The organism is Paracoccus sp. SY (genome assembly GCF_002901215.1).
Classification (GTDB): Bacteria; Pseudomonadota; Alphaproteobacteria; order Rhodobacterales; family Rhodobacteraceae; genus Paracoccus; species Paracoccus acridae.
In genome coordinates, this window is the sequence record NZ_NWMQ01000018.1 from 38443 (window position 1) to 64798 (window position 26356).

Genomic DNA, 26356 nt, shown 5'->3' on the forward strand with positions numbered 1-26356 from the left:
GGGGCATCCTCGCCCATGCCTGCCGCCGGCTCGATGCTGCGCCGGGCCCTTGATGACGGGCAACGGCAAGTGCGGCTGTCGATCCTCGGATCGGTCGAGCATAACTTTTTCACCAACGGTTCGGCCGAACTGTTCGACTGCGCCGGCCAAGGGCGGCTGGACGCCTTTTTCCTAGGGGGCGGGCAGATCGATGGCCACGCCAACGTTAACCTTGTCGGCACCGGAGAGTATCCACACAGCAAGGTGCGCTGGCCTGGGTCATTCGGATCATCCTATCTGTATTATATGGTCCCCCGAGTGATCCTGTTTCGAGAGGAACATTCCCCGCGCGTGTTCGTGAACAAAGTGGATTTCATCAGCGCCCCGGGTATCAGCGACCCTGAGGTCCATCGCCCCGGCGGCCCAGTGGCGTTGCTGACGGGCAAGGCGTTGTTCACCTTCGACAAGGCGCGGCCCGGATTCGTTTTGGAAAGTATCCACCCTGGCCATAATCTTGGCGACATCCGGACGGCAACCGGGTTTGCCTTCGCCCATGCCGATGAACCTGCCATCACGCTAATTCCCGATGCTGCAACGCTGTCGCTGCTGCGTGGCCGGGTTCTAGACGAGCTGGCTGAAAGCTATCCCGCCTTTGCCGCCGAATGGCGCAGCGATCTGGCGACCAAGACCTCTGAAAGGGCGACCGCATGATCAACATCGGCTCACTGGCCAATCTAAAAGTGATCGATGCCAGCCGGGTGCTGGGGGGACCTTATGCCGGGCAAGTTCTGGCGGACCACGGCGCGGACGTCATCAAGCTGGAGCCTCCTGCCGGTGACGAAACCCGGGGCTGGGGGCCGCCGTTCCTGGACGATGCGGCCAGCTATTTTCTGGGACTGAACCGCAACAAGCGCGGCATCGCCGTGGACCTGTCCCATGACATGGGCCGCGAATTGCTGTTGGCGTTGCTGGATGACGCCGATGTCCTGATCGAGAACTTCAAGACCGGCACCATGGAACGTTGGGGCCTTGGCCATGAGGAGTTGTCGCGCCGTTTTCCGCGGCTGATCCATTGTCGCGTGTCTGGCTTCGGCGCTGACGGGCCGATGGGGGGCCTGCCCGGCTATGACGCCGCCATTCAGGCCCTATGCGGCATCATGAGCGTGAATGGGGAGCAGGGCGGCCAGCCATTGCGCGTGGGCCTGCCCGTGGTGGACATGGTGACGGGCCTGAATGCGGTGATCGGCATCCTGATGGCGCTGAACGAACGCAACACCAGCGGCAAGGGCCAGTTCGTGGAGGCTAGCCTTTATGACTGCGGGGTGTCTCTGCTGCATCCGCATCTGCCGAACTACTATCTGTCGGGCAAGGTGGCCGAGCCTTCGGGCAATGCCCATCCGAACATCTGCCCCTATGACACCTTCGCCACAGGGACCGATCCGATCTTTCTGGCTGTCGGGAACAACCGCCAGTTTGCCACGCTTTGCGCGATCGTGGGGCGTCCCGATCTACCCGAAGATTCGCACTTTGTCAGCAACAGCCAGCGAAACCTGAACCGAGATGCCCTGAAGCAGCACCTTGAAGCTGCCCTGGCAACATTCGATTGCGCTGACCTGTCCGATCGGCTGATCAAGGCGGGCGTGCCCTGTGGCGCGGTGCGCAGCATCGACCAGGTGATCGCAGATCCTCATACTATCCATCGCGAAATGGTCGTGGACATCGGCGAATATCGCGGCACCGGCAGCCCGATCAAGCTGTCGCGCACCCCGGCTAGCTACCGCCGCGCGCCCCCTGCATTCGCCCAGCACAGCGCCGAAGTCATGGCCGAACATGCCCTGGACACCGACCGTTACCAGGACGTGCTCCCGGGCCTGACCTCCGAACCCCAAGGTAAGAGACAAGCATGACGGACGCACTGACCATTGGCATAATCGGGGACGGCTTCATGCAGCCGTCTTTCTTCGAGGCCGCACTGCGCAACACGCTGCGGGGTCGCGATCTGAATATCCGCAGCATGGAAATAGATTGGCCGCTGCGACTGAAATCAACCAAATACGATCCGACGCTGCCGGTCGGGGAATTCGTCGGCCGTCCAGAGGATTATTTTGGCTTCCTCGGTGATTTGGACATTCTGATCACGCATCTGGCGCCGATCACGACAGACAGCCTTGAACATGCCCCGCGCTTGAAGGCGATCGCAGTATCACGCGGCGGCCCTGTGAACATCGAGATGGCAGCGGCCCGTGCGCGCGGTATTCCGGTGGTCAACACCCCAGGACGCAATGCTTCGGCGGTGGCGGAATTCACGGTCGCGTCGCTTTTGGCGGAAACCCGCAACCTGATCCGGGGCCATCAAAGCGTGGCCAACGGCAAGTTCGTGCGCGACTTTTATCATTACGCCAATACCGGCCCGGAACTGTGCGAACTGACTGTGGGCATTGTGGGATTTGGTGATATCGGGACACGGGTGGCGCGTCTGTTGCAGCCGTTCGGCTGCCGCATCCTGATCTATGACCCGTTTAAGGAACTGACCGATGCCGAAAAGGCCGCCGGTTTTGAAAAGGCTGATCTGGACGACCTGATGGTCCGCGCAGATGTGGTGACCTTGCATCCCCGAGTGACGCCGGAAACCAAGGGCATGATCTCGCGCCAGCGGATCGCGATGATGAAGCCGGGCGGCTATATTGTGAATACCACGCGCGGTCAGGTGCTGGATTACGCGGCGCTGTATGATGCCTTGGTGTCGGGCCAGTTGAAGGGTGCCGCACTTGACACGTTCGAGCCCGAACCGCCGCCGCCAGACTGGCCGCTGCTGAAGCTGTCCAATGTCACCTTGTCGCCCCATATTGCAGGCGCTTCGCGCTATTCGGCCATCAAGGCCGCGAATATGATCGCTGGCGACATAGCGCTGATCCTTGCCGGCAAGCCGCCGCTCTATCCTTGTAAATGAGGCTCCAATGACTAACGAAGAACGCGCGCTGCGCAGCGAAGTAATTGAATCCTGCCGCAGCATGAACCGCCTGGGCATCAACAAGGGAACCTCGGGCAATATCAGCGTCCGTTACGGTGACGGCTTTCTGATCTCGCCCACAGGAATTCCCTATGACAAGCTGCAGCCCGAACATGTCGTGGCGATGAACTGGGACGCCACCTACGAAGGCGAGGTTCAGCCCTCGTCGGAATGGCGCTTTCACCGCGATATTCTGAAGGCGCGACCCGATCTGAACGCCGTAGTCCATACCCATTCTACCCATGCCACGGCCCTGTCGATCCTGGGACGCGACATTCCCGCGATTCACTACGTCATCGCCGCCGCTGGCGGCAGCACGATCCGCTGCGCCCCATACGAACTGTTCGGAACGCAGGAATTGGCCGACCAGGTGATCGTCGCGCTAAAGGACCGGCGTGCCTGCCTTATGGCCCATCACGGCGTCATCGCCGCACATGTGAATATCGCCCGTGCCCTGGCCCTGGCCGTCACGGTCGAGGAACTGGCCAAGCAGTATCTGCTGTGCCTGCCCCTAGGCGAGCCGCCGGCACTATCTGATGAACAGATCGCTGAGGTTTTGGTCAAGTTCAAGACCTACGGCCAGCAAAGCAGTGCCGCGCTGGAAGGACTAAGGCAAGCGTCCTGAACAATGGCACCCGTCCTTCTCTGTCTTGATTCCGGGACGACCTCTGTCAAGGCAGCGGCCTTCGACGGGCATGGCCGCCTGCTGGCTGGCGCCGAGCGGCCGAACGGTGCACTACACCGCGACGGGCTGCGGGTTGAGCAGGACATGGACCTGACGCGTGACGAGGCACTGGCGGTGCTGCGCGACTGTGCGGCACAGGTAACGGAACCGATCACCGGGTTGATCGTCACAGGGCAAGGCGATGGCCTTTGGTCTGTAGATAGTACAGGTAAGCCGGTCGGGCGGGCGCTGACATGGCTGGACGGTCGCGCACGCGGGCTGGTGGCCGGAATGGCGCAGGCGCTTGATACGGTGCAGGCAGCGACCGGGTCGCGGCCGACTGCTGCCTCGGCCAGCCTGCAACTCCTGTGGGTGCAGCGGAACGATCCTGCTCGGCATGTCCGCATCGCCCATGCTCTGCGGCTGAAGGAATGGCTTTTCCTGTCCCTGACTGGTCGCCTGCTTGCCGAACCGACCGCACTGCTGCCGGTCTGGGGAGACTGGCGCAGCGGCGCGCTGGCGACAGAGGTGCCGTACATCCTGGGCCTGTCACGCGGGCTGGAGCTTCTGCCTGAACTCGTGCCGATGGGCGCGGCACGGGCGGGGCTATCGGCAACTGCCGCGCAAGCCACTGGCCTGCCGCAAGGTTTGCCTGTGCTGATCGGTCCGGGCGATGTGCAGGCCACATTGATCGGTCTTGGCCTCGGCAGCCGACAGGGCGTCGCTCGCGCTTCGATCTTTGGAACGAGCGCAATCCATGCCTGCCTAGTGGACGAACCCGCAACCATGCCGCAGGCACCAGCGGGCGCAATGATTCAACAGTTTGCGCTGCAACCCGGCTACCTGTGCTTTCATCCCTGCTTCAATGGCGCCAGCGTGTTACATCACCTGTCGCGCCGCTTCGCGGACCTTCCCGCAGCACCTGAGCCCCAATATTCTTCATTGATCCTGCACCCCTTTCTTGAGCCCGGCGGAGAACGTGCGCCGTGGACCGACCCCTTCGCTACCGGCGCGCTGTTCGGACTGAACGCTGCAACCACTTCGGCCCAGATTGCCTGGGCGGGACGCGAGGCGCTGGCCTTTGTCACCCACGCCAGCCACGCCATGATGAGGGCGCCGGAGGGCGCCTTGTCTCTTGGTGGTGGGCTTGCTGGGGATAAGCATTTCGCGCAATTTGTGGCCACGCTGACTGGCTGTACGGTGCAGCGCAGCCCCGGCATACACGCAGGACTTCGCGGGCTTGCCGCCGTCGCCGCGCGCTTTCTTCTGAATGCCCCCGACTACGCTGTCTGGATCGGCAGCCCGCAGCAGAGTATTGCACCCGCTACTGGCCCTATCGCAGCCTATGCTGATCACAAATATCGCTTGTTTTCGGCGCTGATCGAAGCTGCGGCCCCGTTCTGGGCCGGACTTTCGGATCTTGGCGCCGAGGCCGAACGACTGATGGAGATCCCATGAACGGCGCTGACCTTCTGTGTGAAACCCTGCTGGCAAACGGCATCGACACCTGTTTCGCCAATCCCGGCACATCAGAGATGCATTTCGTTGCCGCCTTGGACCGCCAGCCCAGGATGCGCTGCGTTCTGGGCCTGTTCGAGGGCGTAGTGACCGGCGCTGCCGACGGGTACGCCCGCATGGCGGAAAAACCCGCCGCGACGCTGCTGCACCTGGGTCCGGGTCTGGCGAACGGTCTGGCAAACCTGCACAACGCGCGAAGGGCCCATTCACCCATTATCAATGTGGTGGGCGATCATGCCACCTATCATCTGCAATATGATGCACCGCTGACTAGCGATATCGACAGCCTCGCCCGGCCGATGTCGCGTTGGGTTGGTCGTGCCGAGTCTGCAGATGCCGTCGGAGACCGCACAGCGGAGGCCATCGCCGCAGCAAGGACGGGTGCAGGTAGCATCGCCACGCTGATCCTGCATGCTGACGCGGCATGGACACAAACTCTCGCTCCGGTGCCCGCCGTGGTGGTTCCCCCCGCTTCCGCGGCGCCAGAACCGGCCCGCATCCGCGCAGCGGCCGATGCGCTGCGAAACGGCAAGCAGACGGTGATCCTTGTCACCGGTCGCGCCCTGCGCGCGGCTCAGACCGACGTTCTGGACCGCATCGCCCAGAAAACCGGCGCCCGGATCATTGCGCAGCAGGCCAATGGCCGCATGCAGCGTGGCGCAGGCCGTGTCGCCTTGGATCGCGTGCCCTATGTCATCGATCAGGCTCTGGCGGCTTTTGCGGAAACTGAACAGCTGCTCCTGATCGGTGCCAAGGCCCCGGTCGGCTTCTTCGCCTACCCGGGCAAGCCAAGCAGCATGCTGCCGGAGGGCTGCCGCGTGATCGAGATGGCGGGCGCCGACGACGACCTGCCCGCAACCATCGCCGCCCTGGCACAGGAAGTCGGCATGACGCCCGCCGCGCGGGTAGCGGATCGCGCCGCGCCCAACATGCCGTCCGGTGCGCTGACGCCAGATGCTGTTGCCATTGCCTTGGCGCATCTGATGCCCGAAGGCGCTGTCGTCTGCGACGAATCGGTGACCTCGGGCCGGGATTTCTTCCGCTCCACCCATGGCGCAGCGCCTCATGACTTCCTGCAACTGACCGGGGGGGCCATTGGTGCGGGCATTCCCATGGCGACTGGCGCCGCCGTGGCCTGCCCAGACCGCAAGGTAATCGGCCTGCAAGCCGACGGCAGCGGCATGTATACCGTCCAGGGCCTATGGACGCAGGCACGCGAGCGGCTGGACGTGGTGACCATCGTCTTTGCTAACCGCCTCTACAAGATCCTACAGGGAGAGTTGCGAAATGTCGGCGCGGGCGCTCCTGGCGAGAACGCCCGGCGGATGCTGGACCTTGACGATCCGGCGCTCGACTGGGTTCGGATTGCGAACGGAATGGGGGTCGAAGCGGCGCGCGCCGACACCGCCGAAAGTTTCTTCGACTTGCTGCGCACCGCCTTGTCTCGCAAGGGACCGTTCCTGATCGAAGCCGTGCTTTAGGGGAAATCCATGATCCACCGTATTCCGCATTGCAGCCATTGGGGCGCCTATACGATCCTGGTCGAAGATGGCGGCATTGTCGGCGTCGAGCCTTTTGCCGACGACCCTGCTCCCTCACCTGTGATCCATTCGATTGTAGAATGGGCAAAGCCTGACCGCCGGGTGCTGCGCCCGATGGTTCGCGAGGGGTGGCTGGCGAAGCGTGAGCACAGCGATCGGAACGGGCGCGGATCCGAACGCTTCCTGTCGGTGCCCTGGGACGAGGCGCTGGACCTGGTCGCCGGGGAAATCAGCCGCGTCGCCAGCACGCATGGGAATGAGGCGATCTTTGCTGGCAGCTACGGCTGGACATCCTGCGGACGTTTTCATCACGCGTCTTCGCTATTGAAGCGCATGCTCAACCTGGTTGGCGGCTATACGGGCCATGTCGATACTTATTCCATCGCCGCCGGACCGGTGATTCTGCGTCATGTGCTGGGCGATGACCGCGCCTGCGGCGGCCAGTCCAACACGCTGGACGACATCGCTGAAAATACCGAAACACTTGTGGTCTTTGGCGCCATGTCGCCCCGCACCGCGCAAAGCGAGGCCGGCGGCATCGCCGGGCATTACCTTGAAGGCTACCTGCGCCGGATCGCGGAACGCGGGGTGCGGGTGGTCCATGTCTCGCCGCTGCGCGACGATTTGCCGGACTGGGTCGGGGCGGAGTGGTGGCCGATAAGGCCCAATACCGACACGGCGCTGATGCTGGGTCTTGCGGGCGAAATCGTGGCGGCTGGGCGCCACGACACCGACTTCCTGGCCCGCTGCACCAGCGGGTCCGAAGAGTTCCTTGCCTATCTTCGTGGCGATGCCGGTGGTCAGCGCAAGGACGCTGCATGGGCATCGGCCATCACCGGGCTGCCCGCTGATGCCATTCGCGCGCTGGCGGCACAGATCGCGGGAACCCGCAGCATGCTGACAGTCAGCTGGGCCCTGCAACGCGCCCATCATGGCGAACAGCCCTTCTGGGCTGCCTTGGGGCTGGCAGCCGTTACGGGCCAGGTCGGCCTGCCGGGCGGCGGCGTGGGCTATGGCTATGGCTCTCTGGGCGGCGTCGGGGCGCCTTTTGCGGTGGGCAGGTCTCCCGGCATGTCGCAAGGCGTGAAGCCCATAGACAGCTTCATTCCGGTCGCCCGGATCAGCGACATGCTGCTGAACCCGGGGGCGCCCTTCACGTATCAGGGCGAAGCGCGGACCTATCCGGATACGCGGCTGGTCTATTGGGCGGGCGGCAATCCCTTCCATCATCACCAGGACCTGAACCGCTTGGCCGAGGCATGGACCCGCCCCGAAACCATCATCGTGCAGGACCCGATGTGGACCGCAACCGCGCGACGGGCAGACATCGTTCTGCCTGCCTCGACCTCGATCGAGCGCAACGACCTGGCCGGGAACAAGCGCTGCGACATGATCCTGGCAATGCGGCAGGCCATTGCGCCCTTGGGCCAGTCGCGCGCGGATTTCGACATTTTCGATGCGCTTTCTCAGAGACTTGGCGTGGGTCCAGCCTTCAGCGAGGGCCGCGATGAGATGGCCTGGATCCGGCATCTTTACAATGAAAGCCGCAGTCATGCCTTGGGCGCTCATGGCTTCCTGATGCCGGACTTTGAAACCTTCTGGGAGCGCGGGCATGCGCCAGTGCCGGTGCAGCGCAACCACGTCTATCTGGCGCGTTTCCGCGACGATCCGGCCCGCCATGCGCTTGATACCGAAACCGGGCTCATTGTGCTGGGCAGCAGGACGCTGGCGCGGCTGGCCCATGACGACTGCCCCTCACACCCCGCATGGATGGCTCCTGCCGAATGGCTGGGAGGTGCGGCGCCAGGCGAACTGCATTTGATCTCGCACCAACCGCAGGGTCGGCTGCACAGCCAGCTGGAAACCGGCGCAGCCAGCATGGCGGATAAGCGCCACGGCCGCGAGCAATTGCGCCTGAATGCAGCGGATGCACAGGCGCGCGGCATTGCCGACGGAACAACGGTGCGGCTCTGGAACATGCGGGGCGCCTGCCTTGCCACTGCCTGTATCAGCGCTGACACCGCACCGGGCGTGGCGGTCTTGCCGACCGGCGCATGGTTTACGCCTGTCGCGGACGGACCCGAAGTTTCTGGTAACCCGAATGTGCTCACACTGGACATAGGCAGTTCGGCCTTTGGACAGGGCTGTGCCGCCCATACCTGCCTGATCCGGGTCGCGCCCTATGCCGGCGATAACCGCGACCCGATCCAGACCTATGAAGCGCAACTGGCAGACATGCTGCCTGCTCTGGAGGAAACACCATGACCGACACTACTGAAGCTCCTGTCAGCCGCTTCGCCGTCCCTCGTCTGGCCGACATGCCCGAGGACATCCGCACCCGTATCGAAGAGGTCCAAGAGAAATCGGGCTTCATCCCCAACGTGTTCCTGACCCTGGCCCACCGGCCCGATGAATTCCGCGCCTTCTTTGCCTATCACGACGCCCTGATGGATCGGCCCGGCAACCTGACCAAGGCCGAGCGCGAGATGATCGTGGTCGCCACCTCGACCATGAACCAATGCCAGTACTGCGTCATCGCCCATGGTGCGATCCTGCGCATCCGGGCCAAGAACCCGCTTGTCGCCGACCAGGTGGCAATCAACTATCGCAAGGCCGACATCACGCCTCGGCAAAAGGCGATGCTGGATTTCGCGATGCAGGTTTCAGCGCGTGCGCAAGAAGTCGGTGAGGACGATTTCGAATTGCTGCGCGGTCATGGGTTCGACGACAGCGACATCTGGGATATTGCAGCTATCTCTGCCTTCTTCGGCATGTCGAACCGGCTGGCGAACGTGACCAGCATGCGGCCCAATGACGAATTCTACACGATGGGACGATAACATGGCACAGGGTTACAAGCAGATGCTGGCGGATGCCGATGCCGTGGTGCAATCGGTTTCTGTCGATCAGGCTGCGGCGATGAAGACCAATCCGCAGGTGATCATGGTCGACATTCGTGACCCGCGCGAGCTTGAGCGTGAGGGCATGATCCCCCAGGCGTTCCACGCCCCGCGCGGGATGCTGGAATTCTGGATCGATCCCGAAAGCCCCTATCACAAGTCTCGCTTCGCCGAGGGCAAAACCTATGTCTTCTACTGCGCCTCGGGCTGGCGCTCGCTTCTTGCAGCGAGGCTGGCCCAGGACATGGGACTGGAGGCTCGTTCGCTGCGGGGCGGCTTCGGCGAATGGCGCAAGTCCGGCCAGCCGGTCGCCGAATATCCCGCCAGGCGCTGAACGCCGGACTTGAAAGGGGGAACAGGAGCAGGATCATGAACAAATACGACGAGGGTCTGGAACGAAGGCAGGCGAACTACCAGCCGATGACGCCGGTTTCCTATCTTCAGCGGGCGGCGGTCACCTATCCCAACCACCCTGCGGTGATCCATGGGCGCCAGCGCCACAGCTATGCCCGGCTTTGGGCCGATTGCTGTCGCCTGGCCTCGGGGCTGTCGCAGCGGGGCATCGGACGGGGCGATACCGTATCGGTCATGTTGTCGAACACTCCGCCGATGATCCATGCCCATTTCGGCGTGCCGATGGCTGGCGGCGCGGTGCTGCATTCGCTGAACACACGCCTGGACCCGGCAGCGATCGCCTTTCAGCTGGACCATTCGGAAAGCTGCGTGCTGATCGTGGATCGCGAATTCTCGGGCGTGGCGGCGCAGGCCCTGGCGCTGGCGAAGGTCCGGCCGCTGGTGGTCGACTTCGACGACACCGAATACCCCGAGGACGCGCCCTATCCCAAGGGCGAGGCCATCGGCAGCCTGGACTATGACCAGTTGCTGGCCGAAGGCGACCCGGGTCTTCCCGGCGCAATGCCTGTCCACGAATGGGATGCCATTGCGCTGAACTATACCTCCGGGACAACCGGCAACCCCAAGGGGGTGGTTTGTCATCATCGTGGCGCGGCCTTGATGGCGCTGAACAACGTGATCCACGCGGGGTTGGGGCGCCATCCCGTCTATCTGTGGACCCTGCCGATGTTCCACTGCAATGGCTGGTGCTTCCCCTGGGCGGTGCCGGTGCAGGCGGGCACGCAGGTTTGTCTTCGCTGGGTCAGGGCGGGGGCGATCTATGACGCCCTCCACGAACACGGAGTCACGCATCTCTGCGGCGCGCCCATTGTCATGTCCGCCCTGCTGAATGCGCCAACCGACCAGAAGCGCAGCTTTCCCCAGCAAGTGGCCTTCAATACCGCCGCTGCGCCGCCTCCGGAAACCGTGTTGAAGGCCATGGGGGAAGCGGGCTTCCACGTCACGCATCTTTACGGCCTGACCGAAACCTATGGCCCCTCTGTGGTCAATGAATGGAATTTGGCCTGGGATGCCCTGCCCGCGCCAGAGCAGGCAGCGCGCAAGGCAAGGCAGGGCGTGCGCTACCTGTCGCTGGACGACCTGACAGTGATGGACCCGGAAACCATGCGACCGGTGCCCGCCGATGGTCGGACGCTGGGCGAGGTCATGTTCCGCGGCAATGCGGTGATGAAGGGCTATCTGAAGAACCCTGAGGCCACGGCGGCAGCCTTTGCTGGCGGCTGGTTTCATTCCGGCGATCTGGCCGTGATGCATCCCGACGGTTATGTCCAGCTCAAGGACCGGTCCAAAGACATCATCATCTCGGGCGGCGAGAATATCTCCTCGATCGAGGTTGAGGAGGAGCTTTACCGCCATCCGGCGGTTGTGCTTTGCGCCGTGGTCGCCATGCCCAGCGAGAAATGGGGGGAAACCCCGTGCGCCTTCGTCGAACTGCGCGACGGCGCGAAGGAAACCGAAGCTGCCCTGGTGGCGCATTGCCGCGCCGGGCTTGCGTCCTACAAGTGCCCCTCGCGGGTGGTCTTCGGCCCGCTGCCCAAGACTTCAACCGGCAAGATCCAGAAATTTGCCCTGCGCGCGCGGGCGGCGGAAATGGCGCGGGTTTCCGCCTGAAGGAAGGGGACCGGGGTTGCCCGGTCCCACGGGCCTCAGCCCGCCACGTCGATGACAACCCGGCCCCGGATGCGCCCCGCCACGATGTCGGACGCCAGCTCCTGAAGCTTTGTCATCGGCTCGACTCGAGCAATGCAGCCAAGTTGCGCTTTGTCCAGATGAGCGGCCAGCGTGGCCCAAGCGCGGTCGCGCTTGGCCTGCGGCGCCATGACGCTGTCGATGCCCAGCAGTGCCACCCCGCGCAGGATATGCGGCATCACCGTCGCTGGCAGATCGAAACCGCCCGCTAGCCCGCAGGCCGCTACCGCACCGCCGTAAACCGTCTGCGCCAGCACATTCGCAAGCGGGGTGGAGCCCACGCTGTCGACCGCCCCTGCCCATCGCTCCTTTTGCAGGGGGCCGCCCTTGTCTGCCAGCGCGGCGCGGTCCACGAACTGCGAGGCCCCCAGTTCGGCCAGATAGTCATGCGTTTCGGGTCGTCCGGTGGCGGCGGTAACGGTATAGCCCTTCGCCGCCAGTAGGCTGATCGCCGTTGAGCCCACGCCTCCTGCCGCGCCCGTTACCAGCACCTCAGCCCCGCTGGGCTGGATCGCGCCCCAATCCTCCAAGGCATTGACGCACAGTGCGGCAGTATAGCCGGCCGTACCAATGGCCATGGCGTCCTGTAAGGAAAATCCGTCCGGCAGGCGCGTCAACCATTCGGGTTTCAAGCGCTGGAACCGGCTGTAGCCGCCCCATTCGGTCTCGGACAGACCCCAGCCATTCACGATGACCTTGTCGCCAGGCTGCCACTGATCCGAGCGGCTTTCCACCACTGTTCCCGCCAGATCGATGCCGGCCACCATAGGCAGTCGACGGGCGATCCGGCCCTTACCGCTGATCGCCAGCCCGTCCTTGTAATTCAGGGTGGAGTAGGCGACCTCGACCAGCACATCGTGATCGGGCAGTGCATCGCGCGTCAGCTCGCGAAAACCTGCCTTGGGCTTGCCGTCCTGATCCTCGATCACAAGGGCGCGGAACGTGTCGGTCATCTGCTCTCTCCTCCGGGTTTTTCTGCATTGCGGCGCGCAAGCGCCTGATCCAGCACGACACGCATGCCCCGGACATGGCCCCGCATCAACTGTTCCGCCTTGTCTGCGTCGCGGGCACCTATGGCCGCGCGGATCTGTTCATGAGCGGCGACCGTGCGGCGACGTTCGTGGTCGCGGTAGATCAGCATGTTTGTGATGGGGATGAAACTCTCGATCATGGCGTGCATCATCATTTGCAGCGGACCGTTGCCGGTCGCCTGCACCACCGTGCGGTGGAACCGCACGTCCGAGCCGCAGAAATCCCCGTCCGACAGTGCCTGATCCTGTTGCAGGGCGATTTCTGATGCAAGGGCAGCCAGGTCACCATCGCTACGGTTCAGCGCGGCAAGGCGGCAGCACAATGCCTCGGTCTCGACGCGGGCTGTAACGATTTCGTCTATGTTGAAATGACCCATGCCGACCAGCAGCGTCGCCGCGTCAGTGATGGCCCGCGCAGCGCCAGCGGCCCCAGGCCGGTTGACAAAGGTTCCCCCTGTAGGTCCCCGGCGCGACCGGATCAGGTTCTGCGCGGCCAGCACCTTCAGGGCTTCGCGCACCGTGGGACGCGAGATGCCGAAACGGCGGGCCAGTTCCTCCTCGGTCGGCAGGCGTTCGTCTAGTGCAAGCCGGCCCTCGAGAATGGCCATGCGGATCAGGTCGGATACCTGTCGGGCCAGGCCGCCGCGGACGATCTCGTCATACTGAAGGGCCATGCGTCCCCCTGTTGGCTTGGAAAAAGAATAGCAGGTTAAGAAAAACATAAAAGGTTTGACAAATATAAAATTGCGTTCAGCCTTCCGGCAAGAAGAAAGGTATCGGCTAAGATGCATCCGACCGACCAATGCGATTCCGCGCTGCTGGAATGTCTTTCGCGCGCTCTGCCTCCGGCGGCACTCCTGATCGGGGATGCCATCGAGCCCCGCTATCAAGAAGATCGGCGCAATCGTTTTTCCGCCCCGCCCCGCTTTGTACTACGGCCAGGCAATACGGCCGAAGTCTCCATCGCCTTAGCGGCCTGCCATGATTTCGGTCAGAGGCTAGTCGTGCAGGGCGGTCGCACCGGGCTGGCGGGTGCACATCGGGTGCAGCTGGGTGAAGCCGTGCTGTCGCTGGAACGGCTGACCGATCTGGCTCCGCCCGATCCTGACAGCCGCACGATCATGGCAGGCGCGGGCGTTCCCCTGCAGCGGGTGCAGGAGGCAGCCGACCAGGCCGGTTTGATGTTTGGGGTGGATATCGGCGCACGCGGCACGGCGACCATCGGCGGCAATATTGCCACCAATGCAGGCGGCATCCGCGTGATGCGCTATGGCATGTTTCGCGCGCAGGTGGCGGGGCTGGAGGCCGTGCTGGCGGATGGATCAATCCTGTCATCGCTGCGCGGACTGGACAAGGACAACAGCGGCTATGATCTGAAGCAGCTTCTCATCGGCAGCGAGGGGACATTGGCCGTTGTGACGCGAGCGCTTCTAAGGCTGCATCCGCGTCCGGTCTTCGAGACCAATGCCTTGCTCGCGCTTCCCTCAGCCGAGGCAGTATTGGATTTGCTGCAGCGTCTGCGCAGGCGGGTAGGCGGCATGCTTTCGGCTTACGAGATCATGCAGGACGAAATCTATCGTGGGGTTTGTGGCCACCTGGGCATCGTCCCTCCCGTTGCCGCTGTGGCGCCCGTCTATGTTTTGGCCGAGATTCAGTCGGAAACCGACGGCGAGGATATCGCGGGGTCATTCATGGACTGCCTTGCCGAAGCCATCGAGGACAAGGTCGCTCTGGATGCCGTGCTTGCGCAGTCGCAGCGCGAGTTCCTGAGCCTGTGGGAAATGCGCGATGCCTGCGCGGACTACCTGCGCGGTCAGGACAACATTGCCAATGGTGATGTCAGCGTGCCAGTGCCGCGCCTGGCCGAGTTTCTTAGGGAAAGCCAGCGCCAGCTTTCCGTGATCGATCCCAAAACGCGGTTCTTGGTCTTTGGTCATGTTGCGGATGGCAATCTGCATTACGTCTTCCAAACCGTGCACAAGGATCAGGCCGTGACCTGCCTGATGAATCTGGTGGCAGTGTATGGTGGCTCGATCTCGGCCGAGCATGGCATAGGTCTTGACAAGAAAACCTGGTTGCCGCTGGCGCGGACTCCTACCGAACTTGCAGTAATGCGAGCACTGAAAGGCGTGTTGGATCCCAAGGGTATCTTAAATCGTGATAGAATCTTCGCATTCTGAATTTTGTCACACGTTAAAGTATCGCGCTGTGCACCATTTAGAAATGTCGTATAGCTGTCCGGTTGGACGACATTACAGTCGTTTAGTTCACCGGCGCCGCGATTGGTAAACCCAAATTCTCGGCTGAACTGTGCAGCGCGATCATGGCGGGCAACCTCCGCGCGATCAGTATGAACCTGCATGCGCCTGCAGTTCTTTCCTCTGCCGAGCTCTGCACGGCGCTGAAGCGCGAACCGGCCCTGCGAAACCAGTTCGACCTGATCCGCAATGCACAGACGATCGTCTTCGGGCTTGGGGGTTTCGGTTCCGAAAGCACCATGTGGATAGCAAACATCCCCAGCCAGGCGGAAATTAACGCCTATGTCGGCAACGGAGCCCAGGCTGTCTTGATCTGCCGCTTGTTGAATGCCGAGGGGGAACAGGTTCGGCGCGATCTGGACTGGCACATGATGGGGATTGAACTGGACGAACTTCGCGCCATTCCGCGCCGCATTTGCGTTGCGGGCGGCCCGACCAAGGTCGCTGCCTTGCGCGCCGCGCTGAAGGGCGGCTATGCCACCCATCTGGTGACCGACATGGACACGGCGGCATCGCTACTGGATTGATGCCGCCCGCTAGACCTTGACCTTGGCAGTATTCATGAAGTCGATTGTGTCCTGGAATGACCGGATCCCTGCATCGGAGCCCAGGCCCGTTGCTACCAATGCGGCGGCCGCCTGCGCGAAGTTCAACGCGGTTTTCAGGTCCATGCGGTGATGCAGCGCGGTAATGAACCCTGCATCGAAAGCATCCCCGCAACCGGTCGTGTCCACGACGTCGATCTGAAATGCCGGCTGCCTGACAGTTTCGCCGGTGCGATCCATGAAGCAGACCCCGTCTCCTCCTAACGTGAAGACGCATTGCCGAACCCCGCGATCCAAGAAGAAACGCCCCGCTTCCTCGACGCTGCCAGTCTTCGAGATCTCCATCGCCTCGTCGACGGAGGGCATGAAATAGTCGATATGCGGAAACAAGGGTGACAGCAGGTCGATCGTGCCTTTGTTCGCGCCTAGCAGGTCGAAGGTGGTCGTGCGGCCCCGGCGCTTTGCCTCTGCCAGCAACCGGGCGCTTGGCGCGCCGTCCAGCTTTGCAAGCAAGCCGGTACCGCCCAGATGAATGATGGCAGGGGCAAGTACTGTATCAAGCGTTTCGGGCAGAACATCAAAGTGGTCTGACGCGCCGCGTTGATGCAGCGCAGGCCGATCTCCATTGCGCCGGACATTCAGGATTGTGGCCGAGGTGGGCACGCCTGCCAGCCGCTGCATCTGTGCCGTGTCCACGCCGAACCGCTGCAGCGTTGCGAGAACAAAATCCGCCTTCTCGTCGTCACCCACTGCGCCAACGGCAAGACAGATCAGGCCCAGCTTGGCCAGATCCACCACCGTGCCACCTGCAGTACCCGCGACGGTCAGGCGGATTTCATCAATGAAGTCGACATTGCCACCTTGCGGGATGGCGTCGACCGGACGACCTAAGACGTCAAGAATATAAAGCCCGATAACGGAAACGTCGTGGGTCATGCTGTCCTCTCCCAAGGATGTGTCAGGCGCGCTGGCGCAGCGCGAAGATGGTTCCGGCGATCAGGATGAAGATGCCGACGATCCCCCGCTGCAGGGTGCTGGGGATACCGACGAAGACCAGCACGTTGCTCACCAGCGTGATCAGCAAGACGCCCAGAAGCGTCCCAAGGACGGTGCCCGATCCGCCCGTAATGCGCGCGCCACCAAGGACGACGGCCGCGATGATCTCCAGTTCCATCCCTGCAAGGTCGAACGGATTGGCCAGCCGGTTCGAGGCGACATGGACGATGCCCGCGATTCCCGCCAGCAGCCCGGCCCAGCCAAAGACAAAGAGCCGGATCTGGAACAGGTTGAAGCCCAGCCTTTCGGCGATGCCTGAATTGCCGCCCGATGCGAAGATGGCCCGCCCAAGCAGCGTCCGTTCCAGGATGAACCATGTGGCAAAGGCCACGGCAACCAGCACCAGCACCGTCGCGGGAAGGGCAGACACAACCCCGTTCGCGCCTTGCCAACTGAACAGCGAGGCCTTGCCGAATGCCTCCATGGAGGCGGGCAGATTCATGAACAGCGCGGTGCCCACGAAGGTCAGCAGGAACGACCGGATGATGTATTGCGTGCCGATAGTCACGATCAGCGAGGGCGCACGCAGGGCATGGATCAGGAGACCGTTCAGCACCCCGAATGCCGCACCACCTGCCGCCGCAAGCGGCATGATGATCCACAAGGGCATGCCGGGAAGCACATTGTGGACAAACATCGTCAGCGCATACATGACGAAGGCCGCGATGGCGGTGAAGGACACGTCGATGCCCCCCGCAGCCAGCACCACCAGCACGCCCATTGCGAAGATCCCTCGCACAACCGAGGCCCGCAGGATGTCGAACAGGTTGTTCATCGCGAAGAACTCTGGATTTGCAATCGCAACAGCGATTGCGGTCACCACGATCAGCGCCAGCGTGAACAGTTCGGGGCGCTGTCCTATCAGATCCCAGATCCGGCCCGCCGCGCCACGGGCCTCCGGTGCGATCGTTGTCTCGGTCATGGAGTTGCGTCCTTGCCTGTGGCTGGCGCGGCAGCGCCGCCCGCCATGGTCTGATAGATCTCATCCTCGGATGCGGTGGCGGCGTCATGCATGGCAACGATGGCGCCCTGACGCATGACCAGGATCCTGTCGCAATTCTGCAAAAGCTCGGGCAGGTCGTCCGAGATGATGATGACACTCATCCCCTCGTCGGCAAGCCTTTGTATGATGCGGAAGATCGTGTCTTTCGAGCCAACATCGACGCCGACGGTCGGACCGTGCAGGATCAGCAGGCGAGGGTTGATCGTTAGCCAGCGGCCGATCAGGACCCGTTGCTGATTGCCGCCCGACAGCGACTGCACGGGCGCTTGGACATTCGGCGCAACGACCTGCAGATCGGCGATCTGTTCGCGCGCAAGGGCCCGCGCACGCCTGCCGCTGATCATGCCGAATGCGTTCCTGAGCCGGTCCAAAACAGGAAGCGTGACGTTGTCCTGGATTGTCTTTTCCAGAAACAGCCCTTCCGTCAGGCGATCTTCGGGGACATAGCCGATCCCCTCGCGGATCGCGTCCGCTGGGGATTTGAGGTCGATGATGCGGCCTTCAAGCTGCATGGTGCCCGAATGCGCCGGGGCCACGCCCGACAGGGCCAGCGCCAGTTCATTGCGACCCGAGTCCAACAGGCCAGTGACGCCCAGGATTTCACCCCTGCGCAGCGTCAGGGAAAGGTCATGGAATGACGCGGGTTGCGTCAGGTTCTGGATCTCCAGCATGACATCACCGATCTTCGGCTCAGTGCGATAGCGCGCCTCAGAAATCTCGCGCCCGGTCATCAGCTGGCTGATCTCGGATTTCGGGGTCGTCGCGACTTTGCGCTCGGCCACTTTCTGGCCGTCACGCATGATGATGGCATCGCCCCCCAGTGACTTCACTTCATCCAGCTTGTGGGTGACGAACAGGACGGTCACGCCTTGATCCAGAAGGCGGCGTACGACCGCAAGCAGGTTCTCGACCTCTTGCCGAGTCAATGACGTCGTCGGCTCGTCCATGATGACCAGCCGCGCCTCGGCAGCGATGGCGCGGGCGATGGCAACCAACTGTCGTGTAGCAAGTGGCAGCGTCTCGGTGCGGCGCGCCAGAAAGGCACGGCTGGTCGGCAAGTGCACCTGCGCCAGCGCCCGGGCGGCCGTGTCATGCAGGGCAGCCCGGCGCAGAGGCCGCGCCAGCCTGCCGCCAGTCTCGACCAACTGCCCAGTCAGCGCGACATTTTCCGCAACAGACAGGTTCGGCAGCAGCGATAAGTCTTGGTAAACCGTCTCGATCCCTGCCTTCAGCGCGCCGATCGCGCCAAGATCCCCCGCCAACGGACCGGTCGGCTCGCCATCGATCAGGATCTGGCCCGAGGTGGCGGGCTGTGCGCCTGAGATGATCTTGATCAGGGTGGACTTGCCGCAGCCGTTCTCGCCCATCAGATGATAGATCTGACCCGCCTGCAGGGTCAGACTGACATCCTTCAGGGCCTGCACGCCGCCAAAGGACTTGCGGACGTTACGAACCTCCAGAAAGGGCGCAGACATGGGGCGGGTGCCCGCCGCGTCAGGCTGAAACTGCATCATGCGAGTCCTGTGGCTTTGGTGGCGGCAAAGGCAGGCTGTCAAGACTGCCCTTGCCTGGTTGTATCAGGATGGGAGGGCCTCAGAAGGGATAGTTCTTGTAGTCGTCCTTGCCGACATCAACCCAGGCTTCGCCCTGAATGATGATGCCTTTGCCGGGCCCCTGGCTGACCTTGACGTTGGTGTAACCGGGAACTCCGAGGTCCATGCCATCGGTGATTTCCTCTCCATCGAGGAGCTTTTTCGACACGACGTTCATCACATAGCCCGCATCCTTCGGATCCCAGAAGTAGATCCGGTTGACCGCTCCTGACTCCAGGTAGGGACCGGTATCTTTGGGCAGGCCAAGGCCGAAGACGCAGACCTTGCCGACAAGGCCGGCTTCCTCGACCGCGCGACCAATGCCAATCACGTCGATGGCCGACGAACCCTGGAACCCCTTGATGTCGGGATGTGCGCGCAGGATTTCCTTGGCTTTCTCATAGGCCTTGTTGGCGTCGTTGAAGGACTCGTTCTTCGCAGCCACCAGTTCCATTCCCGGATGATTGGCGGCGGCGCTTTCGGCCCCGGCATCAGCCCAGATGTTGTGCGTCAGGCTGCCCAGCGAGCCGACGAAACTGGTCCACTTGCCCTCGCCGCCCATGCATTCGGCCAGACCGTCGTTGATCCTGCGGCCAAAAGCTGCGTTGTCGAATGCCTCGATATCGGCATCGGCGTTGACGATGGAGTCGCCCTCGTGCGCGATGACCTTGATGCCGCGCTGCTGCGCACGACGCAGCACACCTTCCAGCGCCGAAGGATCCATGGGCACGACCGCGACCGCCGACACGCCCTTGGCCACGAGATCCTCGATGATCCGGGCCTGCTGCGCTGCATCGGCCTGGGCCGGGCCGACCTGAACGGCGGTGACGTCGTCGTGCTCGGCATCAAAGGCCTTCACGCCCTCGTCCATGCGCACGAACCAGCCTTCGCCTGTGATCTTCACCACCGTGGTAATGGACTGATCGTCCTGTGCCATGACTGCAGTCGCAGCCATGGACCCTGCAAGAACGGCGCTTCCTGCCAGTTTAGCCAAAGTCGTCATCGGGTTCCTCCTCCCGTTTTCAGGGGCGTTGTCACTTGGTGCCGCCCTGCCTGCCCTGCGCGACAGGAGGCACATCCGTCATCGCGTCGGCCTGAGCCAAAGCGACAGGTCCATCCGCGCCGAGGCCAGCAGAGCCAACAACAGCACCCCCCAGGCCAGGTCGCGGAAGAAGTTCGAGATGCCGAGGAAGTTGAACAGGCTCGACAGGATCTGCAGCGCCGTCGCAGCCAGCAGCACGGACAGGACGCGGCCATAACCGCCCTCGGGCTTCACGCCACCCAACACCGCAATGAGGATGGCAATCAGAACATACGAGCTGCCGTAGTCCCACTTGACCGAAGCATTGCGCGAGGCAATCACGATCCCTGCAACTGAAGCAAGAATGCCCGCGATCATGTAAGTGGTGACGAGCATCCGACGTGCCGGAATGCCGCCATAACGCGCTGCCTTCGCGTTCGATCCCAGCAGCGTCAGCTTGACCCCGAAAGGCGTGCAGCGCAGCACATAGCCGACCAGCCCGGCGATCAGCAAAAACAACGTAAAATTTAACGGCACACCCAGCACAGGCAGGTTGCCGAAATCGTCAAGCGGCTGGATATAGCCGAGGCTGACCGAGGATCCGTTCGTCAGCCAGACCGAAATTCCAGTGAACAGCAACTGCGTGCCAAGCGTCGCGATCAATGGCGTCAATCCTGCAAAGGCGATTATCAAGCCGTTCAGCAGCCCGCCAAGAACCCCGACGCAAAGTGCAATGGCCGCGAAGGTCCAGGCAAAGGCCATCGGTGCCTCTGTCGGAACCACGATCTGGCGCGCGATCAGAAAGGCGGTGATTCCCGCAAGATTGGCGAGTGCGATTCCTGACAGATCGATGCCACCATTCCCCGAGATCATCGCCAGCGTAACGCCAAGAGCCAGCAGACCAAGCTCCGGCACCTGCGCAGCCATGATCTGCAAATTATAGCTGTCAACGAAGTTCGATCCTGCCAGCAAGGCGCCGGCGACAAGCACGATCACGTTGATCAAGGTCAAACACACCGCCTGGCGATCAGCAATATGCGGCATGTCTCTCTCCCTCAATCGGTTTCGGGGACGCTGTTTCCACCACCGCTATTCCTTTTGTATTTCGACATTTATGAGTGGCAAAACTCAATAACAGCCCGGATGGATATGGAGCGCGCTTCTTTCCAATGCCCATCATGTCGACTGTCCTGCGATCGTTAGCGCCGGCGCTTGACAGGGATGGTCTAGAAGGGCGGCAAGCTCGTCATCCAGATGGATCATCGATAGCGAGACACCTTCCATGTCCATCGATGTATAGAACGGACCGACCAAGGTGCGGTGTACGCCGATGCCATGCGCCTTGAGGCGTTGGCGGATACGGCGGGTCAGGACATAGAGCTCCATCGCAGGAGTGCCACCAAGCGAGTTCACAAGTACCGCAACACGGTCGCCGGTCGAGGGCGCCATTTCAGCCAAGATACGGTCCAGCAGCAGATCGGCGGCATCGTCCGCACTGGCCATCGGCCTTCGCTCTACGCCGGGCTCTCCGTGCACCCCCACGCCGATCTCCATCTGGTCTGCATCCAGATCGAAACTCGGGCGCTGCGTATCGGGAAGGCGCGCAGGTTCCAGCGCCAGACCCATTGTGTAGGTTCGCTGCGCCGCACGCCGGGTAACGGCTTCGCAGGCGTCCAGCGACGCACCCAAATCAGCCGCCGCGCCGGCGATGCGAAAGACGAACACATTGCCCGCCACGCCCCTGCGTGCGCCTCGATTGTCGGGTGGTGACGATGCGATGTCGTCGTTCGTCACAATCTGGCGCACTGGGATGCCTGCCGCCTCGGCCATCTCACGCGCCATGCTGAAGTTCATGACATCGCCGGAGAAGTTCCCGTAGATATAGAGCAGTCCTGCACCACCATCGACTGCCCGGCTGGCGGCAAGGATAGGGCCAGGCGGCGGCGCCGCGAAGATATTGCCGACAACGGCGGCATCGGCCAAGCCCTTGCCAACATACCCCCAGAAGCCTGGCTCGTGCCCTGCCCCTCCACCGATCACGATGCCGACCTTGCCGGGACGCAGGCCTGCACGGGACACAACCGCGCGGCCGGTGCCAGGGACCGGAGCGATCAACGCCTCGTGCGCCACCAGTGCCCCGGCCAAAGATTCGTCCACCAGATCCTTCGCGGCATTCATCAACTTCTTGCCGGTGCTGCGCGGCAGAGTTTTGCCAGCCTCCTGCAAGGCTTCAAAGCGGCGCGGCTGCTCCTGCCAGCCATCTGCTGTCAACACGCCGCGCGCGGTCAGGGCATCCGTGACCAGAACATCGACATAGCCTCCGCGCAAGGCGGCTAGGATCGCCGCCACCTTATCGATCCCCCCCGCCACCGCGATCTTTTGCGGGACCGTCAGCAGCTGGCCAAGATCAAGACCGATGGTGCAGTTGTCCAGCGGCCCGGCAACCGCTGCCCCGCGCGCAGATATGAAGCGACCCGTCAGGCTGCCTACTGCGTCCTGGTAGTGGGCGTGGCGATCGATCCCGTCCAAGAAACCAGATGTGTGGATCGTGCTTTCCGGTCGCATAGACGAAATGCCCATGACGATGCGGTTCGCCTCGCGCAGCACCTCGAGCTGTTCAGACAGAACCGGCTCGGCCAACAGCAGGTCGCGTATTTCGGGGGACGACACGATTGCCGGGACTGAAAGGGGAATCCATCGCGCGCCGAGCGCAGATGCCAATCGCGAGGCGCAGGCTTCAGGTGTCCAAGGGATCCGAGCCGTCGTCGATCCGGTCGCCTGTACGACGCGAATGTCGGCAAGTCCGCGATGATCAAACGCTTCAGCCGCCGCAAGCACAGCGCGCCCCCATGTCACCGCCAGGGTGTCGCCCGACCGGACCAGCCGCTTCAACACCTGCGCCGCTGCCCGGCCCAGCCGGTCGGTCAGTGATCCGCCCTCCCCCTCGGACGGAATTACCAGACAGTCCTGCAGCGCGAACTGATTCTTCAGCGCACGCGCGATCGAAACCGACCGGAAGCGTTCGGGCTGTATCTGGATGTTGACGATCCCGCGGCTGCGTGCCTCGGCCAGCCAAGCGTTCACCGACGCACGCGAAAGCCCCATCTTCTGGGCCACTTCGCCCTGGGTCAGGCCGTCTTCGTAGTACAGCCAAGCCGCCCACAACAGAGCGTCATCACCGAACGGCATCGGCATTTCCGCGAGAACACCAGTTTCCCTCCTTGCAGCCATCAGCCGGCCCCCTGCCCCAGATGCAGAGCAAGTCCGTCACGCAACGCAGCAATGATGATGACAGCAGATGCGGCGCCCGGATCCACATGACCCAGGCTACGCTGGCCAAGCCGGGAGGCACGACCAACGGTAGCAATCATGGCGCGAGTGGCCTCACGCCCCTCTTCCGCGGCCTTCAGAGCGACATCGAGTACGGTCAGAGGGGCAGAGCCCGCCGCTTGTGCATCGACCACGGCACGCGCAGCGGGAGCCCATGCGTCCAGCATGGTTTTGTCGCCCGCGCTTGCCTTACCCCGCTCCGCAATGCCCATTGCGAAGGCAGGGATTAGATCGGGCAGGTGAGCCGTGGGCAGGCTCTGCATGCCACAATATCTTTGCCCAGCAGACAGAAAGGCGCTTGCGTAAAGCGGCCCGGTGGTTGCCCCGACGGCCTCCAGAAAGCTTTCGGCGGCAATGGCAAACAGGTCACCCACCCCCGCACCTCGAGAGGAGGCCTGGGCTGACGCACGGACCACTGCGGCAAACCCCTCGGCCATGGAGTTGCCGTGATCGGCATCCCCGATCGCGCCATCCAGTTGGCCGAGCATCTGCCGCGCCTCGTCGAGCCGCAACGAGATCAGGCGGAACAAAGCTATCAACTGCTGGGCGTCCAGGCCGTCCATGTCAGGCCAGTCGCTTCCGGAACGATGCCGCAAGCGTTGTCAGGATCAGACAGCAAGAGGTCGCGCCTGCGTCGGGCACCCCGCGCGAGCGTTCGCCTAGCCGGCTTGCGCGACCAACCTTGGCCACCAGATCAACGGTGCTGTCGCGCCCCTTCACGGCCGCTTCGCTCATTTCCTCCAACGCCGCAGCAAAGCCTGCATCACGCGCGGCATCGAAGGCCGCGACCGCCGGAACAAGGCAGTCGATCAGGGTCTTGTCACCGACCTTTGCCGACCCGGTGCGCCGTACACCTGCCAGTGCCGCGTTCATCATTGCCGAGAAACCCGCCGCATCAATAGCGGGACGGCCCGCAACCTCTTGCGCCATCCCCGCGAACATGAAGCCATAAAGCGGCCCCATCGAGCCTCCGATCTCACCCATTAGGATATCAGAAAGGATCCGCAGTGCTTGATCCAATGAAAGGTCTCTTTCCGCAATCCTCTGGGCCGTGCGTCCAAAGCCTTTGGACATGTTGATGCCATGATCGCCATCTCCGATCAGTCCGTCGATTTCCGACAGATGCGCCTTGTTCGCAATGATCACTTCGGCCAGTTCGCGCACGATCGCGCCGGTCCCAGCAACGGAGACGGAGGGCCCGGCGATCGCTACGTTCTTCGTGGCGACGCTTTCCTGCCCGTGGTCTGTATTTGCATGGCGGCTGTGCGCTGCGCCCGCATTCGCTGAGGGCGCCACATGGCCATTTGTCATCCCCGGCGCCTCGGCGGGGTGATCGAGAAGCGCCTTGAGTTCGGCATCCAGCGCCAACACGGTCAGCGTTGCGCCAACCATTTCCAGCGAAGTGAAATAGTTGCCGACGAATGCCTTGTGGACATGAACCCCTTTGGCATCAAGCTGGCTTTCGATGCGGTCATAAAGGACATAAAGCTCGTTCACTGGCGTTGCACCAAGGCCGGACAGCAAGACAGCCACTTCGACCCCCGCTGGCAGGTCATGATCTTCCAGCACGATCTGCAGCATGTCGTCGGCGACCTCGTCGGCGGTCTTCAGCGGCTCCACACGGGCGCCCGGTTCACCATGGTGGCCGATCCCGACCTCCATCATGCCCGCGTCTATCGCAAAGTTAGCATGGCCGACCGCCGGAAGTGTGCAGGGCGCAAGTCCCACCCCGACTGAACGGCAGGCATCGACAGCCTTCTGCGCCGCCGCTACAACTTCGGATAGTGATCCACCTTGTGCGGCTTTTGCCCCGCCGATCTTCCACATGAATATCTCACCCGCCACGCCGCGCCGCTTTTCGCGTTCGGACGCGGGGGCCGAGCAGACATCGTCGTTTGCCACGACCGTGGCGATCTCTATTCCGTCGGGCGCCACCATTTCTTTCGCCATACGGACATTCATGTTGTCCCCGGCATAATTACCGTACAGCACCGCAACGCCCACGCCACCGTCGGCCGCGCGGATCGCATCGGCAAAGCTCTTTGCTGTCGGAGAGGAGAAAAGCTCGCCCACCGCGACGGCATCGACCAAGTTATGGCCTGTATAGCCAATGAAAGCTGGCTCGTGACCCGAACCACCGCCTGTCACGATCCCTACTCGTCCCGGCTGTGGTGCCGCCGTCGAAATGACGACGCGCGGGTTATCGGGAGACAGGCGTACCAGGTTGCGATGTGCACGGACGAACCCTGCAACTGTCTCGTCGACAATGTCATCCGGATTGTTGATGAACCTTTGCATGCTCCTGCCTCTCCTTGCGCGGAACGAATGACGATCTGAGGCCCGCCAGACCAAAGGCAGGCGGCAACTACGACGGTCGTCAGGCACTCCCCTTTTTGCGAGTTGCTCCTCCAGCATTGCTCGCAAGCGCATCAATCCCTCTAGTTTACACAGTTGTCAACTTGTATCTGAAAATTGTCGATAATGGGAGACTGCTTGGCATTAAGGGGCTACATCTCGTTTCTTCCGGAGCTCTTTGCCCTTCGGCCCGCCCGAACCAAGCTACCCGGAAATCTGCCCCAGTTACCTAGGCCCGCTACAGCAAATTAGCCTACGGGTTTTAGCCTACACTCTTCCACAGCCGCATTTGTCATTAGAAATGCGGATCAGAGACTGATCTAAGGATGGTTGATCTATATCCGGTGATTATCGCTCATCGACAGCACTCGCCGGGGGCTCGTCAGCAGCCCGCTCTGCGTACCGACAGGCTGCTCTCAAACGGCTCTGGACTACAGGAGTGCTGCGCTG

General features: G+C 62.6%; 22 protein-coding genes. 12 read left to right on the forward strand and 10 right to left on the reverse strand.

Annotated elements, in window-relative coordinates:
• Window positions 1-15 precede the first annotated feature (15 nt).
• Genes CK944_RS13785 through CK944_RS13830 form a run of 10 tightly spaced genes read left to right on the forward strand, consistent with a single transcriptional unit; the run spans window position 16 to window position 11637 of the window.
• The gene (locus tag CK944_RS13785; RefSeq protein WP_239986074.1) at window positions 16-690 is read left to right on the forward strand and encodes a CoA transferase; all 675 of its coding nucleotides are present in this window, start codon (window positions 16-18) and stop codon (window positions 688-690) included.
• The gene (locus tag CK944_RS13790) at window positions 687-1886 is read left to right on the forward strand and encodes a CaiB/BaiF CoA-transferase family protein (protein ID WP_103173647.1); all 1200 of its coding nucleotides are present in this window, start codon (window positions 687-689) and stop codon (window positions 1884-1886) included. Before CK944_RS13785 ends, CK944_RS13790 begins: the two co-directional genes overlap by 4 nt.
• Window positions 1883-2929: a 2-hydroxyacid dehydrogenase gene (locus CK944_RS13795; protein WP_103173648.1), complete on the forward strand. Its 1047-nt coding sequence runs from the start codon at window positions 1883-1885 to the stop codon at window positions 2927-2929. Before CK944_RS13790 ends, CK944_RS13795 begins: the two co-directional genes overlap by 4 nt.
• 7 nt (window positions 2930-2936) lie before the next feature.
• Window positions 2937-3614: an L-fuculose-phosphate aldolase gene (locus CK944_RS13800; RefSeq protein WP_103173649.1), complete on the forward strand. Its 678-nt coding sequence runs from the start codon at window positions 2937-2939 to the stop codon at window positions 3612-3614.
• Between the two features lie 3 nt (window positions 3615-3617).
• A complete protein-coding gene (locus CK944_RS13805) occupies window positions 3618-5111 on the forward strand; it encodes an FGGY family carbohydrate kinase (protein WP_103173650.1) in 1494 nt (497 codons plus the stop codon).
• Entirely contained in the window at window positions 5108-6652 is a 1545-nt protein-coding gene (locus CK944_RS13810) for an acetolactate synthase large subunit (protein ID WP_103173651.1), read from the forward strand. The genes CK944_RS13805 and CK944_RS13810 overlap by 4 nt, the downstream gene beginning before the upstream one ends.
• A 9-nt stretch (window positions 6653-6661) precedes the next feature.
• A complete protein-coding gene (locus tag CK944_RS13815; protein ID WP_103173652.1) occupies window positions 6662-8977 on the forward strand; it encodes a molybdopterin-dependent oxidoreductase in 2316 nt (771 codons plus the stop codon).
• Window positions 8974-9552: a peroxidase-related enzyme gene (locus CK944_RS13820; RefSeq protein ID WP_103173653.1), complete on the forward strand. Its 579-nt coding sequence runs from the start codon at window positions 8974-8976 to the stop codon at window positions 9550-9552. Before CK944_RS13815 ends, CK944_RS13820 begins: the two co-directional genes overlap by 4 nt.
• A 1-nt stretch (window position 9553) precedes the next feature.
• Complete coding sequence (locus tag CK944_RS13825) at window positions 9554-9946, forward strand: rhodanese-like domain-containing protein (protein ID WP_103173654.1); 393 nt, start codon at window positions 9554-9556, stop codon at window positions 9944-9946.
• Window positions 9947-9981: 35 nt separating this feature from the next.
• Window positions 9982-11637 carry an acyl-CoA synthetase gene (locus CK944_RS13830; RefSeq protein WP_103173655.1) on the forward strand — a complete coding sequence of 552 codons (1656 nt, stop codon included), beginning with the start codon at window positions 9982-9984 and terminating at the stop codon, window positions 11635-11637.
• Window positions 11638-11672: 35 nt separating this feature from the next.
• Here CK944_RS13830 and CK944_RS13835 read toward each other — a convergent pair whose 3' ends face one another.
• Together CK944_RS13835 and CK944_RS13840 are read right to left on the reverse strand one after the other, a co-directional pair.
• Window positions 11673-12668: an MDR family oxidoreductase gene (locus tag CK944_RS13835; RefSeq protein ID WP_103173656.1), complete on the reverse strand. Its 996-nt coding sequence runs from the start codon at window positions 12666-12668 to the stop codon at window positions 11673-11675.
• The gene (locus CK944_RS13840; protein WP_103173657.1) at window positions 12665-13420 is read right to left on the reverse strand and encodes a FadR/GntR family transcriptional regulator; all 756 of its coding nucleotides are present in this window, start codon (window positions 13418-13420) and stop codon (window positions 12665-12667) included. Before CK944_RS13840 ends, CK944_RS13835 begins: the two co-directional genes overlap by 4 nt.
• Window positions 13421-13531: 111 nt before the next feature.
• Here CK944_RS13840 and CK944_RS13845 point away from each other — a divergent pair, with 111 nt between their 5' ends.
• Both CK944_RS13845 and CK944_RS13850 read left to right on the forward strand, forming a co-directional pair.
• Window positions 13532-14926, forward strand: a complete 1395-nt coding sequence (locus CK944_RS13845) for an FAD-binding oxidoreductase (RefSeq protein WP_103173658.1) — start codon at window positions 13532-13534, stop codon at window positions 14924-14926.
• A gap of 128 nt (window positions 14927-15054) precedes the next feature.
• Window positions 15055-15531 carry a sugar-binding domain-containing protein gene (locus CK944_RS13850; RefSeq protein WP_256388129.1) on the forward strand — a complete coding sequence of 159 codons (477 nt, stop codon included), beginning with the start codon at window positions 15055-15057 and terminating at the stop codon, window positions 15529-15531.
• A 9-nt stretch (window positions 15532-15540) separates the two neighbouring features.
• Here the strand turns inward: CK944_RS13850 and CK944_RS13855 are convergent, their stop codons facing one another.
• The 8 genes from CK944_RS13855 to dhaL (CK944_RS13890) form a co-directional block, all read right to left on the reverse strand.
• Complete coding sequence (locus tag CK944_RS13855) at window positions 15541-16485, reverse strand: carbohydrate kinase family protein (RefSeq protein ID WP_103173660.1); 945 nt, start codon at window positions 16483-16485, stop codon at window positions 15541-15543.
• 22 nt (window positions 16486-16507) lie between these two features.
• Window positions 16508-17527, reverse strand: a complete 1020-nt coding sequence (locus tag CK944_RS13860; protein WP_103173661.1) for an ABC transporter permease — start codon at window positions 17525-17527, stop codon at window positions 16508-16510.
• A complete protein-coding gene (locus CK944_RS13865) occupies window positions 17524-19122 on the reverse strand; it encodes a sugar ABC transporter ATP-binding protein (RefSeq protein ID WP_192877761.1) in 1599 nt (532 codons plus the stop codon). Before CK944_RS13865 ends, CK944_RS13860 begins: the two co-directional genes overlap by 4 nt.
• Window positions 19123-19201: 79 nt before the next feature.
• On the reverse strand, window positions 19202-20137 hold the full coding sequence (locus tag CK944_RS13870; protein WP_205049038.1) for a substrate-binding domain-containing protein: 936 nt from the start codon (window positions 20135-20137) through the stop codon (window positions 19202-19204).
• Between the two features lie 144 nt (window positions 20138-20281).
• Complete coding sequence (locus CK944_RS13875; protein ID WP_103173663.1) at window positions 20282-21265, reverse strand: ABC transporter permease; 984 nt, start codon at window positions 21263-21265, stop codon at window positions 20282-20284.
• A gap of 132 nt (window positions 21266-21397) precedes the next feature.
• A complete protein-coding gene (locus tag CK944_RS13880) occupies window positions 21398-23416 on the reverse strand; it encodes a bifunctional sugar-binding transcriptional regulator/dihydroxyacetone kinase subunit DhaK (RefSeq protein ID WP_103173664.1) in 2019 nt (672 codons plus the stop codon).
• A gap of 35 nt (window positions 23417-23451) precedes the next feature.
• Window positions 23452-24114, reverse strand: coding sequence for a dihydroxyacetone kinase subunit DhaL (dhaL, locus tag CK944_RS13885; protein ID WP_103173665.1), 663 nt, complete (start codon window positions 24112-24114; stop codon window positions 23452-23454).
• Between the two features lies 1 nt (window position 24115).
• A complete protein-coding gene (gene dhaL, locus CK944_RS13890; protein WP_103173666.1) occupies window positions 24116-25849 on the reverse strand; it encodes a dihydroxyacetone kinase subunit DhaL in 1734 nt (577 codons plus the stop codon).
• Window positions 25850-26356 lie beyond the last annotated feature (507 nt).